At 73.3% G+C, this 15,782-nt stretch carries 13 protein-coding genes and 2 pseudogenes; 8 read left to right on the top strand and 7 right to left on the bottom strand.

Features of this window, described 5'->3' with window-relative positions:
* The first annotated feature begins 246 nt into the window (after nucleotides 1-246).
* Together MXD61_RS14515 and MXD61_RS14510 are read left to right on the top strand one after the other, a co-directional pair.
* Nucleotides 247-417 (top strand): antitoxin, encoded by a 171-nt coding sequence (locus MXD61_RS14515; RefSeq protein WP_163549701.1) that lies wholly within the window; start codon nucleotides 247-249, stop codon nucleotides 415-417.
* A 98-nt stretch (nucleotides 418-515) separates the two neighbouring features.
* Nucleotides 516-1,943, top strand: coding sequence for a phosphotransferase family protein (locus MXD61_RS14510; RefSeq protein ID WP_248813637.1), 1,428 nt, complete (start codon nucleotides 516-518; stop codon nucleotides 1,941-1,943).
* On the opposite strand, the gene MXD61_RS14505 is transcribed toward MXD61_RS14510, so the two are convergent.
* Entirely contained in the window at nucleotides 1,906-3,078 is a 1,173-nt protein-coding gene (locus tag MXD61_RS14505; RefSeq protein ID WP_248813636.1) for an RNA polymerase subunit sigma-70, read from the bottom strand. The two genes, MXD61_RS14510 and MXD61_RS14505, sit on opposite strands and share 38 nt — an antisense overlap.
* Nucleotides 3,079-3,141: 63 nt before the next feature.
* On the opposite strand from MXD61_RS14505, the gene MXD61_RS14500 reads away from it, so the two are divergent.
* Nucleotides 3,142-3,891 carry a M24 family metallopeptidase gene (locus MXD61_RS14500; protein WP_248813635.1) on the top strand — a complete coding sequence of 250 codons (750 nt, stop codon included), beginning with the start codon at nucleotides 3,142-3,144 and terminating at the stop codon, nucleotides 3,889-3,891.
* On the opposite strand, the pseudogene MXD61_RS28885 reads toward MXD61_RS14500, so the two are convergent.
* A pseudogene (locus tag MXD61_RS28885) lies at nucleotides 3,858-4,786 on the bottom strand (LysR family transcriptional regulator). The gene MXD61_RS14500 and the pseudogene MXD61_RS28885 sit on opposite strands and share 34 nt — an antisense overlap.
* Before the next feature lie 225 nt (nucleotides 4,787-5,011).
* Here MXD61_RS28885 and MXD61_RS14490 point away from each other — a divergent pair.
* From MXD61_RS14490 to MXD61_RS28880, 3 genes and pseudogenes are all read left to right on the top strand, one after another.
* Nucleotides 5,012-6,289, top strand: coding sequence for an acyl-CoA dehydrogenase family protein (locus tag MXD61_RS14490; RefSeq protein WP_248813634.1), 1,278 nt, complete (start codon nucleotides 5,012-5,014; stop codon nucleotides 6,287-6,289).
* A 34-nt stretch (nucleotides 6,290-6,323) separates the two neighbouring features.
* A complete protein-coding gene (locus MXD61_RS14485; RefSeq protein ID WP_248813633.1) occupies nucleotides 6,324-7,583 on the top strand; it encodes an SfnB family sulfur acquisition oxidoreductase in 1,260 nt (419 codons plus the stop codon).
* Between the two features lie 63 nt (nucleotides 7,584-7,646).
* Nucleotides 7,647-8,123: pseudogene (locus tag MXD61_RS28880) on the top strand (hypothetical protein); the annotation flags it as partial.
* A gap of 32 nt (nucleotides 8,124-8,155) precedes the next feature.
* On the opposite strand, the gene MXD61_RS14475 reads toward MXD61_RS28880, so the two are convergent.
* Both MXD61_RS14475 and MXD61_RS14470 read right to left on the bottom strand, forming a co-directional pair.
* The gene (locus MXD61_RS14475; RefSeq protein ID WP_248813632.1) at nucleotides 8,156-8,812 is read right to left on the bottom strand and encodes a histidine phosphatase family protein; all 657 of its coding nucleotides are present in this window, start codon (nucleotides 8,810-8,812) and stop codon (nucleotides 8,156-8,158) included.
* Nucleotides 8,813-8,928: 116 nt separating this feature from the next.
* Nucleotides 8,929-9,558: a TetR/AcrR family transcriptional regulator gene (locus MXD61_RS14470; RefSeq protein ID WP_248813631.1), complete on the bottom strand. Its 630-nt coding sequence runs from the start codon at nucleotides 9,556-9,558 to the stop codon at nucleotides 8,929-8,931.
* A gap of 89 nt (nucleotides 9,559-9,647) precedes the next feature.
* Here MXD61_RS14470 and MXD61_RS14465 point away from each other — a divergent pair, with 89 nt between their 5' ends.
* Both MXD61_RS14465 and MXD61_RS14460 read left to right on the top strand, forming a co-directional pair.
* Nucleotides 9,648-10,124, top strand: coding sequence for a hypothetical protein (locus MXD61_RS14465; protein ID WP_248813630.1), 477 nt, complete (start codon nucleotides 9,648-9,650; stop codon nucleotides 10,122-10,124).
* A gap of 138 nt (nucleotides 10,125-10,262) precedes the next feature.
* On the top strand, nucleotides 10,263-11,189 hold the full coding sequence (locus tag MXD61_RS14460) for a TIGR03564 family F420-dependent LLM class oxidoreductase (protein ID WP_248813629.1): 927 nt from the start codon (nucleotides 10,263-10,265) through the stop codon (nucleotides 11,187-11,189).
* Here the strand turns inward: MXD61_RS14460 and MXD61_RS14455 are convergent.
* From MXD61_RS14455 to MXD61_RS14445, 3 genes are all read right to left on the bottom strand, one after another.
* A complete protein-coding gene (locus tag MXD61_RS14455) occupies nucleotides 11,114-12,964 on the bottom strand; it encodes a phosphatidylglycerol lysyltransferase domain-containing protein (RefSeq protein ID WP_248813628.1) in 1,851 nt (616 codons plus the stop codon). The genes MXD61_RS14460 and MXD61_RS14455 overlap by 76 nt on opposite strands.
* Before the next feature lie 337 nt (nucleotides 12,965-13,301).
* Nucleotides 13,302-13,931, bottom strand: coding sequence for a dihydrofolate reductase family protein (locus tag MXD61_RS14450; protein ID WP_248813626.1), 630 nt, complete (start codon nucleotides 13,929-13,931; stop codon nucleotides 13,302-13,304).
* A gap of 149 nt (nucleotides 13,932-14,080) precedes the next feature.
* Nucleotides 14,081-15,481, bottom strand: coding sequence for an MFS transporter (locus tag MXD61_RS14445; protein WP_374628956.1), 1,401 nt, complete (start codon nucleotides 15,479-15,481; stop codon nucleotides 14,081-14,083).
* Nucleotides 15,482-15,782 lie beyond the last annotated feature (301 nt).

The following is a 15,782-nucleotide window of genomic DNA, read 5'->3' as shown; positions in this document are numbered from 1 at the left end:
CCACCCCACTCCTAGAGTGGGGAGGCGTCTGTCAGTGAAACAGGAAAACCTGCCCGCGAGGGTAGGAATCCCCGGTCCTCAGGCCGGGGAGGATGTCAATTGCGTTTTGCCCGGTCTCGGGGCGGCGTGCTGGGTATGGTGCTGGATGGCAGCGCTGATGAGGCGCCCACCCGGTGCCGGTGCGTACCCGTTGACAGGGGCAGATACCGGGCGGCAGGGAGGGCGTCGCGACGGAGGGAGCGTTCGATGGTCGACTTCAAGGGTGCGTTCGACAAGCTCGGTGACCTGGCCGAGAAGCACGACGACAAGATCGACAGTGCGGCCGAGAAGCTCGGTGACCTGGCGGACGACAGGACCGACCACAAGCACTCCGAGCACATCGACCGTGCCGTCCGCGAGATCCAGGACCGCACCTGATCGGCGGCCGCATCTGATCGGCGTCGGTGCCTGATCGGCGTCGATCGGCATGACGATCGCGGGCGGAGGCAGGTCCCGCGGGTGAGGAGGAGGCCGCGGTGGCCGTCCCGGTGCAGACGGACCCGGAGTGGCTGCGTGCCCGTCTTACCGCCTGGCTCGGTGACCATCCACCCCGGCTCGGCGCGTCACGTCCGTCCGGTGCCGGGGGTGACCCGGACGCGGGCGGCGGATCAGCTGGCCCGAACCCGTCCACCGCGGTGGAGACGGCGGCGGCGCGCTGGGAGCTGGGAACGCCGCGGACGACGGGGGACCAGGGGCTTTCCGGGGAGCTGGTCCGGGTCGAGGCGCACCGCATCGCGGTGGACGGCGCGCGGGCCGCGTGGCCGCTGGTGGTGCGGTTCGCGCCGCGACGCTACCGGCTCTATCCGTGGGACCGGTTCGCCGACGAATGCCGGCTGGTCGAGATCCTGGCTCGCCACAGTGACGTCCCGGTGCCGCCGGTGTACGGCTACGAGCTCGACCCGGCGGTGCTGGGCGCGCCGTTCCTCGTGATGGGGCTGGTCGACGGGCAGGTGCCGCCGGACATCCCGCCGTACCACATGGGTGGCTTTCCGTCGGAGCTCCCGCCGGATGCCCAGGCCCGGGTGTGGGATGCCGGGCTCGTCGCGATGGCCCTGGTGCACCGGCTGGACCCGGGCGTGCTCGGCGTGCGGTTCGCCGCCCGCCTGCCGGACGAACCCCAGTCGTCCCAGCCGTCCCAGCCATCGCGGTTGCCCCAGCAGCGAGAACACGAGCCGGAACCGGCGACACCGGGCCAGCAGACCGCGCCGCCGGAGAGCATGCTGGGGCAGCTGGCCAGCTACGAGCGCCACCTGGACTTCTTCGCCCCGGCGGACGACACGGCCGAGACGGTCCAGGCGGCCGGCGCGTGGCTGCGGGCACACCCGCCGGCCGAACGCCATCCACCCCGGTTGCTGTGGGGCGATGCGCGACTCGGCAACCTGATCTTCCAGGGGGAGCGCGTCGCCGCGTTGCTCGACTGGGAGATGATGTCGATCGGGCAGCCCGAGTCCGACCTGGCCTGGTACCTGTACATGGACCGCTACCTGGGTGAGGGTGTGGGGGCGACCCCCCTGCCCGGCCTGCCGGGGCGGGGGGCGACCGTCCGCCGTTACGCCGAGCTGCTCGGCCGGCCGCTGGACGACCTCGGCCCCTACCTGCTGTTCGCCTCGGTGCGCCACACCCTGCTCGCCGCGCGGGTGACCCGGCTCATCCGCGAGCACGGTCTGCTGCCAGCCGATCAGGTCCCGCCGATGGACCGATATTCCGCCGACCTGCTCACCCGCGTTCTCGCCGAAACCCGGGACCCGGACGAGCCCCGTCCCCCGCACCTGGCCCGACATCCCTACCGGGCCCCTGAGCAGCAGGGGCACGACGGGGCCGAGCCGGTTGCGCGCAACCAGGTGGCCGGCGACGGCGCCGACGGGGTCAGCCCGGCAGAGTCGAAGGCAGACCGAAGCGGGTGAACAGGCCGGTAGCGGTGAAGGCGCGGAAGTCCGGGCCGGTAACGCCGCGCCGGGTGACGTCAAGGAAGGTCGTGACCTCGGCGATCTGGTCGCCGTCCCCGGCGAAGGTGAGCACGTTGATCGCGTGCGGCTGGAAGGGCGTGCCCGGCGGTTCGGTGGCCAGCACCGAGTAGGCGGCCAGCGCCGGTTGCCCGTTCGCCGACGTCAGCATGCTGCGCCAACGAAAGTAGTGGAACGGGTTGGCGACGAGGAACGCGGCGATCGCCTCGTGCCCGTGGAACCACGCCGGCTGCGGCGGCATCGACCAGGTGGCGTCCGCGCGCAGCAGGCCGATGACCGCGTCGACGTCGGCGTCGTCCATCGCGGTGCGAAACCGTTCGACGGCCGCGTCGATCGTGGCATCGCCGACCTGGCGCCGGGTGGCCTGCTGGGATCGCGCCGGCACCTTCTCCGCGACGATCGCCCGGGCCCGTTGCAGCGCGCTGTTGAGCGCACCGGTCGTCGTGTCGAGCAGACTCGCGGCGTCCCGCGCCGGATAGCCGAGGACGTCGGTGAGGATGAGCGCCGCCCGCTGGTTGGCCGGCAGATGCTGCCAGGCCGCGACCAGCGCCAGCTCGACGCTTTCGCGCAGCTCGTAGGTCTCCTGCGGATCCGGTGCGGCGCTGGCGGTGCCGAGGCCCAGGGCGGTGTCGGGGAACGGTTCGAGCCAGGCCGACTCGGCGATCGGCGGGCCCGCGGCGTCCGACGGCCCGGCCGCGCGGAACCCGGTGTCGACCGGCAGGGCCCGCCGCGACCGGCTACGGATCGCGTTCAGGCAGGTGGTCGTCGCGATCCGGTGCAGCCAGGTGCCGAACCGGGCCCGGCCGTCGAACCCGTCGAGGCCCTGCCAGGCCTTGACCAGGGTGTCCTGCAAGGCGTCCTCGGCGTCGAACAGCGAGCCGAGCATCCGGTAGCAGTGTGTTCGCAGCCGCGGCTGCAACGGGGTGACGAGCCGGCGGAACGCCTCCGCGTCCCCGGCCCGCGCGGCGGTGAGCAGCCGCTCCTCCTCTCCGTCGCGTTCGGCCTCGCGTTCGGCCTCGGGCTCGGGCTGGGCGGGCTGGATGTTCGTCGGGGTGCGGCGCTGCGTTGCGTCCATCTGACCTGGCTCCCTGGCGGCACATGGAACGTGTGGCTGGGTCAGAACCTACGATGAGCCACTGTGGAGTCCGAAGCCGACCGGGTCGTCCGCCTGCTCGCGGCGCAGGAGCAGGCGCTGGCGCTGTTCGACGAGATCGGTGCCCGCGCGCTGATCGCCCCCGGGCGCTCGGAACGTCAGGTCAGCGACCAGATCCGCGACCTGGCCCACGAGATGTTCGGCGTCGAGCGGCACTGGCACAAGCGGGTGGTGCGGGCCGGGCCGAACACCCTGCACCCCTACGCCGACAACCCGCCCGACCGCCTGATCGCCGAGGACGACGTCGTCTTCATTGACCTCGGCCCCGTCTTCGAGGGCTGGGAGGCCGACTTCGGCCGCACCTTCGTCCTCGGTGACGATCCCGCCAAGCATCGCCTGCTCGCCGATCTGCCCCGTGTCTTCGACGCCGGACGCGCCTACTTCGAGGCCCACCCCGACGTCACCGGCGCCGAACTGTTCGCCGAGGCCGGACGGCTCGCGACCGCGGCCGGCTGGACGTTCGGCGGCCCGATCGCCGGCCACCTCGTCGGCGAGTTCCCGCACGCCCGCATCCCGGGCAACAAGATCGAGTACTACGTGGCGCCGGGCAGCGACCGGCCGATGCGCCGTCTCGACCACGACGGTCGCCGCTGCCACTGGATTCTCGAGATCCACCTCGTCGACGAGCCCCACGCCTTCGGTGGTTTCTTCGAGCAGCTCCTCGACCTCGGCCCCAGCGCGGATACCACCCTGCTGGGAGCTCAGGAGTCCTCGCGGGGGCGGCGTTCGCGGTAGTCGGCGGCGAGGGCGAGCAGGATCTGCTCGATGCGGCGCACGGCCACCGGCATCCGCCGCGCGCGGCGGCGCTGTAGGACGAGCAGGACGGTCGCGTCGTCCGATGCGAGCGGACGGTAGGTGATCAGCCCGCAGCGTTCCAGCGGATCGCCGGCGACGCTGTAGTCGGGCAGGACGGTCACGTCCAGGCCCTGGGCGACCATCAGCTTGCCCATCTCCGCGCCGTCGGTCGAGTACGACAGGGCCGGGTTCGCGTCGCGCAGCAGACGGTGGACGTAGCGGTGCATCACGTAGCCGGAGCGCATCGCGATGAACGGTTCGGTCAGCAGGTCCGCCGGGCGAACGGTGGCCCGGGCGGCCAGCGGGCTGTCGGCGCGGCAGCACAGCACAGCACCGCCCGGCCGCGGACCAGTTCGACGGTCTCCAGGTCGGGGGCGACGTCGTCACCGTCCATCAGGTTGACCAGGCCGAGGTCGAGCCCGCCGTCGAGCAGCAACCGGTGGATGTCGGCCTGCTGGGTGTTGATGATCTCGACCTGGGTGGCCGGCTGGGCGGTGTGGAACGTGCGCAGGGCGGGCGCCAGCAGCGGCACGGTCGCGGCGTTCACCGTGCCGATGCGGATCATCTGGCTGAAGCGGTGCTGGTCGTCGGCGGCGGCGCGCAGCCGGTCGACCGCCTCGATCACCTCGGTGATGTGCGGGAGCAGTTCGGCGCCGGTCGCGCTGATCGTGGCACCGGTGCGGCGGCGCTCCAGCAGGGTGAGCCCGAGTTCGCGTTCCAGGTTGCGGATGGTCTCGGACAGCGCCGGCTGCGACATGTGCAGGGACTCGCTCGCCGCCCGCATCGATCCCAGGCGGACGATCGCCGCGAGGCACTCCAGCTGTTCGATCCGCACGACACACATCCTGGCGGGTGCCGTCACCGAGCGCGAGGCCGAGCTGGTGGGGGAGGTGTCCTAGCGGTGCCGTCAGCTCCGGCGCTGCGTCGACGCGGCCGGCTGGTGCGACGTCGACACGTCGACTTCCGCCGCACCGACAGCGCCCTGTGTCCCAGCACGCCGTATCGCTGCGCCCGTTCGCCGCCGAGCTCCGACCAGCCGCATCTCGCCAGGAGGAATCCCATGTCGCCCCACACCGACCAGCGCCCCGCCGCTACCCCGGAAACGTCCGTCTCGGAGACGACGTCCATACCGCGGCCGGGAACGGAGGTCGGCGCCGACAACGCCGCCCGCTTCGCCGCCGCGCTGCGCCGTGCCGACCAGGCCGCCGCGCAGCTGCGCACCACCGCCGCCGAACGGGATCGGGCGAACCGCACCCCACGGCCCGAGGTCGAACTGCTGCGGGCGGCTGACCTGCTCCAGGTGCAGGAGCCGGTCGCCCATGGCGGCGACGGGCCGAACTACGCCCAGGCCTCCCAGCTGACCCGGCGGATCGCCCGCGGTGACACCTCGATCGCGCACCTGCTCGGCTACCACTACGCCCAGACCCGCATCGCGCCGCTGTTCGGCACACCGGCGCAGGCCGACGCCCAGTCGCGGCGCAACGGCGTCGAGAAGCTGTTCTGGGGCGGTGTGCAGAACCCGCGCGGCGGCTCGGAGCTGGTGCTGACCCGCGACGGCGACGGGTTCCGGCTGAGCGGTCGCCGCTCGTTCGCCTCCGGGGCGAGCCTCGGTGACCAGCTCTCCGTCACCGCCGTCCTCGACGGCGACCTGGTGTTCGTCTCGCTGCCCGCCGGTCGGCCGGGTTTTCGGGCTCTCGGCGACTGGGACAACATCGGCCAGCGGCTCACCGACTCCGGCGGCGTCGTGTTCGAGGACGTCCGGGTCGAACGCGCCGAGCTGCTCGGCGATGATCCGCTGACCGGAGGGGTCCCCTCGGCCTACCAGACACTGGTCACCCCGCACTGGCAGCTGGCGTTCGTCAACTTCTACCTCGGTACCGCCGAGGGTGCCCTCGACGAGGCGCTCGACTGGGTGCGCCAGCACGCGGCACCGTGGGAGAGCTCCGGTGTCGAGCGGGCCACCGACGACCCGTACATCCTGCGTACCGTCGGGGAGCTGCGCAGCGAGATCCGCGCCGCCGCCCTGCTCGCAGACCGGGCCGGCGCGGCGTTGCAGGCCGCCCTCGACACCGGCCCCGCCCTGACCGAGGATGAACGGGCCGAAGCCGCCGTCGCCATCTACGAGGCGAAGTACCTGACGACGAAGGTCTCCCTGGACGCGGCCAGTCGCCTGTTCGACATCCAGGGTGCGCGGGCCACGACCAGCGCCTACGGTTTCGACCGGCACTGGCGCAACCTGCGCACACACACCGTCCACGACCCGGTGGACTACAAGGCCCGCGAGGTCGGCGACTGGACCCTCAACCGCCGCGCCCCGCAGTTCTCGCTGTACCGCTGAGTCCCGCCACCGAACATCGCCTGTGGGAGAACCCATGTCCGAACAGCCGTCCGCCCTCGTGACCGAACCACCGCCGGTACCCGTACTGCGCGGGGACGACGAGGCGGTGGCGGTGGCGCGGGAGCTCGCACGGCGGTTCGCGGTCGGGGCCGGCGGTCGGGATGCCGGGCGGGTGCTGCCGCGCGAGCAGGTCGACGAGCTGTCCGCGTCCGGCCTGCTCGGGATCAGCGTGCCCGCCCGGTTCGGCGGGGCGGACGTGTCGGTGGCGACCCTCACCGAGGTGTTCCGCTCGCTGGCCACCGCGGACGCGAGCCTGGCGCAGATCCCGCACAGCCACTTCGTGTTCCTCGACGCGCTGCGCCGGGCGGGGGAGGAGGGCCAGCAGCGCCGGTTCTTCGCGCAGGCCCTCGCCGGTCGGCGCTTCGCCAACGCGCAGAGCGAACGTGGTGGGCGCACCATCACCGAGGACGCCACCACCCTGCGGCCCCGCCCGGACGGCGACGGCTACCTGCTGACCGGCGAGAAGTTCTACTGCACCGGCGCGCTGTTCGCCCACTGGCTGGTCGTGCGCGCCGTGCTGGCCGGCCCGCCGCCCGGCGCGCCGGGGGAGTCGCCGGACGGCGCGCCGGGCAAGGTGCTGATCTACCTGCGCCGGGACACCCCGGGGGTTCGGGTCGACGACGACTGGGACGCCATGGGCCAGCGCACCACGGCCAGCGGCACCGTCCATCTCGACGAGGTCGCCGTCGACGCCGACCAGATCGTCCCCTTCACCTCGATCTTCGACGGCCCCACCACCTACGGCGCCCGCGCCCAGGTGCTGCACGCCGCCCTCGACGTCGGTCTCGCCCGCGGTGCGCTGGACGCCGCCGTCGCCCAGGTGGCCCGGGCCCGGCCGTGGTTCGAGTCCGGGGTGGCTCACGCCAGCGACGACCCGCTGCTCGTCCAACAGGCCGGTGAGCTGGAGATCGACGTTCGCGGGGCGCAGGCGCTGCTGCGCGAGGCCGCGGTCGCCATCGACACCGCCGAACTGGACCCGACCGACGAGACCACGGCGCGCGCCTCGATCGCCACCGCGGTCGCGAAGGTCGCCGGAGCCCGGGCCGCGGTGCGCGCCGCGTCCGAACTGTTCGAACTCGGCGGCACCCGCAGCGCCGCCGGGGCGCTCGGCCTCGACCGTTACTGGCGCGACGCGCGCACCCACACCCTGCACGATCCGAGCCGCTGGAAGGTCCAGCACATCGGCCGCTGGCTGCTCACCGGCACACCCCCACCCCGCCACGGCCAGCTCTGACCGGACAGTCCATGACCCCATGACCGCGTGACGCCACGACGTGAAAGGTGGTCGGCCGGCCCCGTCGCCGCGGCCCAGGCCGGTCCTGCCCGCAGCGAGTCCACCGGCCAGGCCCGGATGCTCGCCCTGCACGAACGCCATCGCGGCGACGGTTCCTGGCGTGACCCGCGTTCCCTGGAGATCGCGCCGAGCCTGTGGGCCGGTGTCGGTCTGGTCCGCGGCGGTGCGGGCACCGCCCTGGTCGATAGCCACCGCGAGGTCGCCGACCGGATCGCCGAGTACGCGGCGCTGGGCATCGACGAGTTCGTCCTGTCCGGTTACCCGCACCTGGAGGAGCTCTACTGGTTCGGCGAGGGCGTCCTGCCCCAGCGCACCCACGCCGGCCTGTTCACCACCATGACCTCCCCGGCCACCGGCCCCAGCCACCCGGATGCCAGCCACCCGGTCACCGCGTTCGGCTCCGCCGCGGCGGGAACCGCCATCCCGGCCAGGTCCGCGGTTCCCGAGCCGATCATCCCGTTTCTTCCGCCCACCCGCTGATCGACACCGGCCGAGGCTGGCCGGCGAGAAGCTCAGAGCGGACGGCAGGCGTGGGTGAGAGTCCAGTGGACGGCGGCGTCGGCGGCGCCGGCGGCGTCGGGGAGGGAGGCGCGCCGGTGCAGCAGGGTGGCGGTCAGCGGGGCGACGTCGATGCGCCAGAAGACCTCCGGCGGGCAGCGCAGGACGGTGAGCAGCACGGCCCGCACGATCGCGGGATGGCTCACCGCGATGACGTGCTCCGCTTCGCCGGCGAGGCCGTCCAGCCAGGTGCTGACCCGCGTGACCAGGGCCTGGCGTGACTCGCCGCCGGGCGGGGCCATCGTCGGCTCCTCATGCCAGCGCAGCAGGTCGGCGCTGGGAATCTCGCTGAGTTCCCGGCCGCGCCAGTCGCCGACGTCCAGGTCGCGCAGGGCCGTCTCCACCCGCACACCGGTCTCGCCGGCCCGGGCACTCAGGCCAAGGACACGCGCGGTCTGCCGGGCCCGGGCCGAGTCGTCGATGAGCACCCGGGCGCGTCCGGGCAGCGCGCCGGCGGCCAGCGGCCCCGCGGCGAGCGTGCGGGCGGCGGCGGCGGTGCGGCGTAGACCGTCCGCGTCGAGCCCCTCGTCGTCGGGGAAACGCGCGGCCCGCAGCGCCGGGGTGGGAGCGGCGCTGACGAGGGCGAGGCGAAGCGTGCGCCGCGTGGTCACTGAGCGAGGCAATCAACCCTGACCGGTGCTGTCAACGTCGCGGCTGGTCCTTTTGCGGCCAAACCCTGATCCCGCCGAGCGCCAACTGCCGGGCGCGGGGCGTCCGGCGCCGGGCGTCAGGTGTCCGCGGTCGGGGTCGGGGGGCGAGGCAGTACGACGCTCGTCCAGACCTCGCGCAGGGCCCGGGTCGCGGCGTCGCGTTCGTCGGTGGTGGCGGACGGACCGAGTGCGAGCAGGACGTGGACGTTCATCGTCGCGAGCGCGAGGGCGACGCCGCGGGCCCGGTCGTCATCGAAGCCCCGCTGGTCGACCAGAAGCCTGGTGCCCACCGCGACCAGCGGTGCCAGCAGGGTGGCGCGGGCCTGGGCGACCTCGGCGTCGTCGGCCGCCGACCACCACACGGCGCGCAGCAGCGTCGCGTGCCGGACGTACATCCGCGCCGCCGCGGCGAGGGCCTCGCTGCCGGCCGCGACCGGGTCGGCGGCGCCGGACCATCGTTGCAGCGTCGCGTCCAGCTCGGTGCGCAGCGGACCCACCAGCGCCCGGATCAGCTCGCCCCGATCGGCGAAATGGACGTAGAAGGTCTTGCGTGTCATCGCGGTGCGACTCATCACCGCGGCCACGGTGAAGTCCGCGGCGCTGCCGCCCTCCAGCACCTCGCGGGCCGCGGCGAGGATCTCCGCCCGAGCCACCTCCGGGGTGCGGCGCACACGACGGGCCGACGGGTCTACCCCTGCTACTGCCACTGTGGCACTATACGTCCAGCGCTAGTGCCAACATGGCATTAGTGGGTCGGGGCGCCACAGGGCCCAGAGCGAAGTGGGGACGGCAGCGAATGAGCGAGCGCCAGCAGGACGTGACCCAGGCGGTACCAGCACCGGCACCGGGACCGGCGTCGCGGCCTGTGCCCGGATCGGCGGGCGGCGGTGTGCGGGCGGCGCTTCGCTCGCCGGCGACCTGGTTCTGCATGCTGATCATCGCCGTGTTCGGGGTGCGGGCGGTGGGGACGCTCGTCGGCGGTGCCAGCTGGACGGCGCCCGGTACCGGCTGGCGCTCGGTCTGGCAGCTGGTGATGGTGGCCTTCGCCGTCGGCGGTCTGGTGTTCCCGGCCCGGCGGACGCTGTGCGTCGCCGCCATCGGCGCGGTGTACGCGGCGGCCACCCTGCTGGAGCTGGCGGTCGACGGTGACCGGCTGATCGGTCTCATCCCGGTCGACATGCGTGACCGGGTGATCCACCCGCTGGTCGCGGCGCTCGCGGTGGCCAGCGTGGTCGCGGTGCTCGGGCGGCTGCGTCCCGTCCGGTCGAGGTAGCGGCGGGGGGCCGCGGTCCGCTCGCGGGTCGGCGGTGGATAAGTAGCGGATAGCGCCGACTTTGGTTAACGTCGTTAAGGTCGGGTGTGATCGGCGCTTTCCGAGCGCGACGGCCCTGCGTCGAAGGGGGTACCGACCATGCGGTTCGGCATGTCACTGGCCGGCGGTGAGCGGTCCCTGTCCGCCTACCTCGACCAGATCGTCCATCATGAGGAAGCCGGCCTGGACTCGGTCTGGTGCGGTCAGCTCTTCGGCGTCGACGCCCTCACCATCTTCGCGCTGGCCGGGGCGAGGACCACGCGGATCTCGTTCGGAACGAGCATCCTGCCCACCTACGTGCGCCACCCCCTGCTGCTCGCGTCGCAGGCCCTGACCACGCAGGCCGCCACCGATGGCCGGCTGGTCGTCGGGATCGGTTCGTCGCACCGCGCCCTGGTCGAGGACGTGCTCGGCATCGACTACCAGCGTCCGGCCGCCTACCTGCGGGAATATCTCACCGTCCTGCCGCCGCTGCTGCGCGGGGAACGGCTCACCCACACCGGCGAACTGATCCGGGTGGACACCACAGGTCAGTTCGGTCGCGCCAACGTCGTGGGTGCGGATGCGCCCCCCGTCTACGTCGGCACCATGTTCCCGCTGTCCCTGAAGGTCGCCGGCCAGCTCGCCGACGGTGTCATCACCTGGCTCGTCGGCCCGAACACCCTCGCCGACGAGGTGATCCCCCTCGTCCGGACGGCCGCCGCCGAAGCCGGCCGGCCCAGGCCGCGGGTCGTCGCGGGTATCCCGATGGCGGTGTGCGCGTCCGGCGACGCCGAGCGGCACGCGGAGCTGGTGAACAAGCGGCTGCGCAGGTTCGTGGCGCTGCCCGTCTACGAGCGGGTACTCGCCCGGGAGAACGCCACCGGCCCCGCCGACCTCGCCGCCATCGGCGACGAGGAGACGGTGGCGGCCAGGCTGAGACTGTTCGCCGACGCCGGGGTGGACGAGGTCTACGGCGTCTGCTTCGGCGACGACGACACCTTGCTGCGTACCGCGGAGTTCCTCGGCGGCCTCTCCCGCGTCTGACGCCCGTCCCGCCCGTCCCGCCCGAGCACCCCGGGACGCCCCTCTCGCCTGGCCAGTCCCGGCCGGCCGACGGGGGCGGCGGGCGGGGGGTCGGCGCTGACGGTGACGTCGCCGGTCGGCACCGGGTCGTCGGTCCGCCAGCGGGGGCGACACGGCAGCAGGGTGGGCCGGGAGACCAGGACCTCGGCGCGCATCGCGGCGAGCAGCACCCGGGGCAGGTCGAGGGTGACCGGCCAGCAGACGTAACGGGGCTGCCAGTCGGGTGCGAACCGGGCGTTGAACCGGTACAGCGACTCGATCTGGAACCAGCGGGACGCCCCGAGCAGCACCCGCCGCCACACCTTGAGCGCGGGGCTCGCCCCGAGCCGCTCACCGCGGGCCAGCGCCGTGCGGAAGGCGGTGAAGGTCAGCGAGACCCGGCTGACACCCAGACGCGGTGCGTCGCGCAGCAGGGCGACGAGCATGAACTCGGTCAGGCCACCGGCGACGGTCCGTTCGCGGTGGATGCGGTCGAGTGCCAGCCCGTCGCGGCCCCACGGCGCGAACGTCAGCAGGCCGCAGAGCTGGTCGTGGTGGTAGGCCCGGACGACCACACCGTCGGGGTCCGCCGCCGCGGTCCGCTCGACCAGCGCGCCGCGTTCGTCCTCGCGCAGGTCGCCGATCCGGTCGATCCGGGCGGTGTGGGCGGCGCCTTCGAAGGCCGCGACGGTCTGCCGCAGCGGGTGCAGCGGCGGGTCGTCGAGGCGGAACTGGGCTGTGCGCACGATGGCCTGGTCGCCGAGTTCCAGCACCCGCAGGCCGGCGCGCTGCCAGGCCCGCCCGGCGTCCGGGCCGCAGCCGACGACGGCCGGCACCCAGGCATGGGCGGCGGCGAGCTCGAGGAACGGGCCGATCGCCCCGGGCCAGGCCTCCGGATCGCCCAGCGGGTCACCGCAGACCAGCGCCACCCCACTGACCACCCGATAGGTGATCGCGGCCTTACCGGATGCTGACCACAGCACGCTGTTGTCCCGGCGCAGCGCCGTGTAGCCGAGCGGGTCGCGTCCGCCGTGGCGGGCCAGCAGCGCGCGCAACCCCGTGTCGTCCTGCTCGGTCAACCGCGCGACCGGACGGGCGGGTCGCAACGCCAGATAGCCCGTGACACCGACGGTGACCGCGCCCAGCGCCAGCAGCACCGCGCCGACAAGGTCGGCGTCGCGGGGCCCGAAGCGCACCGGCCCACTCACCCCGACCAGGCCGGCGAGCACGTGGGTCAGCCGGTCCGCCAGCGCACCCTCGCCATGGCGAAAGGAGATCAGGGACAGCCCGATGGTGAGGTCGGCCGCGGCGAGGGCCGCGAGGGCGCCCAGGGCCCGCCAGCGGGTGCGCGGGTCGCCGGCGGCGTGGAACCGCGCCCGGGTGGCGAGCAGGACCGCGAACGGGATGGCATCGAGGGCCGCCGCGGCGACGGCGAACCCGCGGGCGAGGTCGAGCAGCACAGCCGCGCCGGAGAGGATGACCGCCGCCCGCCAGGCCCGCCGCTTGCGTCGGCGCAGGCCATGCGCGAGCCCGATGAGCAGCAGGCCGGCGCCGACACTGGTGCCGGCCGCCGCGTCGGTCACCAGCCCGGGGATCATCCGGCCGATCCACGTCCAGCGGGTCGGCCGGTGACTGATGGCGGTGACCACGTCCACCAGACCGACGAGAGCGGTCAGCGCCGCGATCAGCGCCGGGGTGGGCAACCGCCGCCACCGCGAGCCGGCCGTCGGTGCCGGCGCGTCCTTACCAGGCGTCACCTGGGAACCACATCCATCCGCGAACCGGGAGCAGGGGTGGGCGCGGCCGCGGGCGTCCCGCGGGACACCGGAACATGATCGCGCCGTCGTCCCGGATCGGCGTACGTTACCCCGCTTGCTGTCCGGCTCGGGCGGCCGGTGCCTGTCGGTCCGACCACTCGTTACCCAACGTGGTCACCCTCACGGGTGGACGCCACCCGACCGCCGCCCGTCGCCGCGGCGGCCGCATGGTTCAACGGTGAGCTCACCCGCCCCGGCCCGCGGCGGCACACGGGACCATGGTCCCGCCCCTCGGGCCACTTCGGCGACGCGGTCTGAGCCGCGGTCCCAGCGGCGGTCAGGGGGTGGGCTCGTCGTCGAGTGCGAACGAGCCGTAGGTCACCGGGCCGGCCGGTTCGTAGGTCGTGATGATCAGGCCCCTGGCGGTGGTGCGGGAGCTCAGCAGGCGCAGCCTGGCGGGCGGTGCTCCGTCGGCGAACAACTTCTTCCCGGTGCCCAGGTGCAGGGGAAACAGGACCAGGCGGTACTCGTCGACGAGATCATGTTCGATGAGCGTCCGGGCGAGCCCCGCGCTGCCGTGGACCTGTAGTTCGCGGCCCGGTTGCTTCTTCAGCTCGGTGACGGCGGCGGCGACGTCCCCCTCGAGCAGCTGCGCGCCGTCCCAGCCGAGGCTGGTCAGGGTGGTCGAGGCGACGTACTTCGGCAGGCCGTTCAGCGCACTGGCGATGGGATCGGACTCGTCGGTGACCCGTGGCCAGTGGCCGGAGAAGATCTCGTAGGTGGTGCGGCCGAGCAGGAACGCGTCGGCGTTCGAGAACCAGTCGACCACCGCGGCGCCGGACTCCTCATCGGCGTGGTCGGGCAACCAGCCGCCGTGGGTGAACCCGCCGGAGGTGTCCTCCCGCGGGCCGCCGGGCGCCTGCATGACGCCGTCGAGGGTGAGGAAGGCGTGCAGGGCGAGCCGCATGTCGATCTCCTTCGATCGATGGTGCCTGGTCGGGCGGTGGTGTCTGACGGGACGTGCTACCCGTATGACACCGCCGCCGTCCCGGATTCATCGCCGCCCAACCTGCCAGTACCTTCCGCGTCGGGATCACCTGAGGTGATCCGGCGCGGTCAGGCCGAACGGCGCGACGGGCGGAGCAGGACGGCGACGCAGACCGCGGCCAGGGCGGTCACGGCGGCGCCCCCGAGCAGGGCGATGCTCATACCGTCCACGAAGGCGGACTGTGCCTGGCCGCGCACCGGCTCGCGCAGATGGGCCGCCAGGCCGAAGGACGCGCGGGCCCGCTCGGCGAGTTCGGTCGGCAGGGCGGCGGGCAGACTCAGGTGGGAGCGGTAGGCCGAGCCCAGCAGGCTGCCCAGCACGGCGATGCCCAGGGCACCACCAAGCTCGCGGGACAGGTCGTTGACAGCCGATCCGACCCCCTGCAACGCCGGCGGCAGACTGTCGGTGATCGCGGTGGTCGCCGGCGTCATCGCGAATCCCATGCCCAGACCCAGCGGGTACAGGCCGCCGGCGATCAGCAGGTAGGAGCTCCCGCCATCCACCTGGGCGAGCAGGATCAGCCCGGCGGTGATCAGCAGGAGTCCGCCGACGCAGCACACCCGGGCGCCGACCTTCGCGGCGACCTTCGGCGCCAGCCTGGACGAGGGGATCAGACCCGCCGCCATCGGCAGCACACTGACGGCCGCGATCAGCGCACTGTCACCCCGCACCAGCTGCAGGTACTGCATCAGCACGAAGATCAGACCGAAGAAGGCGAAGAACTGCAACATGATCGACAGGGAGCCGGCCGCGAACGCCGGCCGGGTGAACAGCCGCGGGTCCAGCAACGGCGCGGACGTGCGCAGCTCCCACAGCACGAACCCGACCAGCAGCACCAGCCCGACGCCGAGACCCCCCAGGGTGGTGTCGCGGATCCAGCCGTGCTCCGGCGCCTCGATGATCGAGTAGACCAGCACGCCGAGCCCGGCCACGGCCAGTGCCGCGCCCACGACGTCGATCGGCGGATGCCGCGGGTCGGCGGTGTCCGGCACGAACCGCCAGGTCCCGACGATGGCGACGGCGGCGAGCGCCGCTCCGAGCACGAACACCGCCCGCCACGACCACACCTGCAGCAGCAGCCCGGAGGCGACCACGCCGATGATGGCGCTCGATCCGGCCACCGCCGCCCACACTCCGACCGCCGCCGCCCGCCGCTCCCGCGGGAACGTCCCGGTGATCGTGGACAGTGTCGCCGGCATCACCAGCGCCGCCCCGAGTCCGAGCACGCCGCGCAACCCGATCAACGCCCCCGCACTGGACGTGAACGGCGCCGCGGCCGATCCCGCACCGAAGATCGCAAGCCCCGCCAGCAGCGCCCGCCGCCGGCCGAACCGGTCGCCGATCGCCCCCGCCGGCAGCAGCAGGGACGCGAACGCCAGGCTGTACGCGTCGATGATCCAGGCCAGCCTGGTCTGCGAGGCATGCGTGTCGGTCGCGATCGAGGGCAGCGCCACGTTCAGCGACGACATCGCCGACACGACGGTCGCCAGCGCCAGGCAGGTCACCGCCAGCACCCGACCATGCCGCCCCGCCGCCCCGTCCGGGGACGGGGAGCTGTCCACGTCCGTCGAGCCGGTCGAGCTGCCGGTGGGTGCCGAGCGGTCCTTGGCTGGTGCGTTCGTCGGACGTGCGCCCGCTGCCGCTGGTGCGGCCGAGGTCGTCGGTGGCAGGGAGGCCGCCGACGCGACCGGTGGTGACAGCGAGGTGGTGGAGGCGGACGAGGCGGCTGGAGTGGTCATGGTCCGGGTCCTTCCGGCGCGGTGTGGCGGT

It is taken from the genome of Frankia sp. AgPm24 (genome assembly GCF_023243055.1).
Classification (GTDB): Bacteria; Actinomycetota; Actinomycetes; order Frankiales; family Frankiaceae; genus Frankia; species Frankia umida.
Note: the sequence above shows the minus strand (reverse complement) of the source record. Positions and strands in the feature narration are given on the sequence as shown.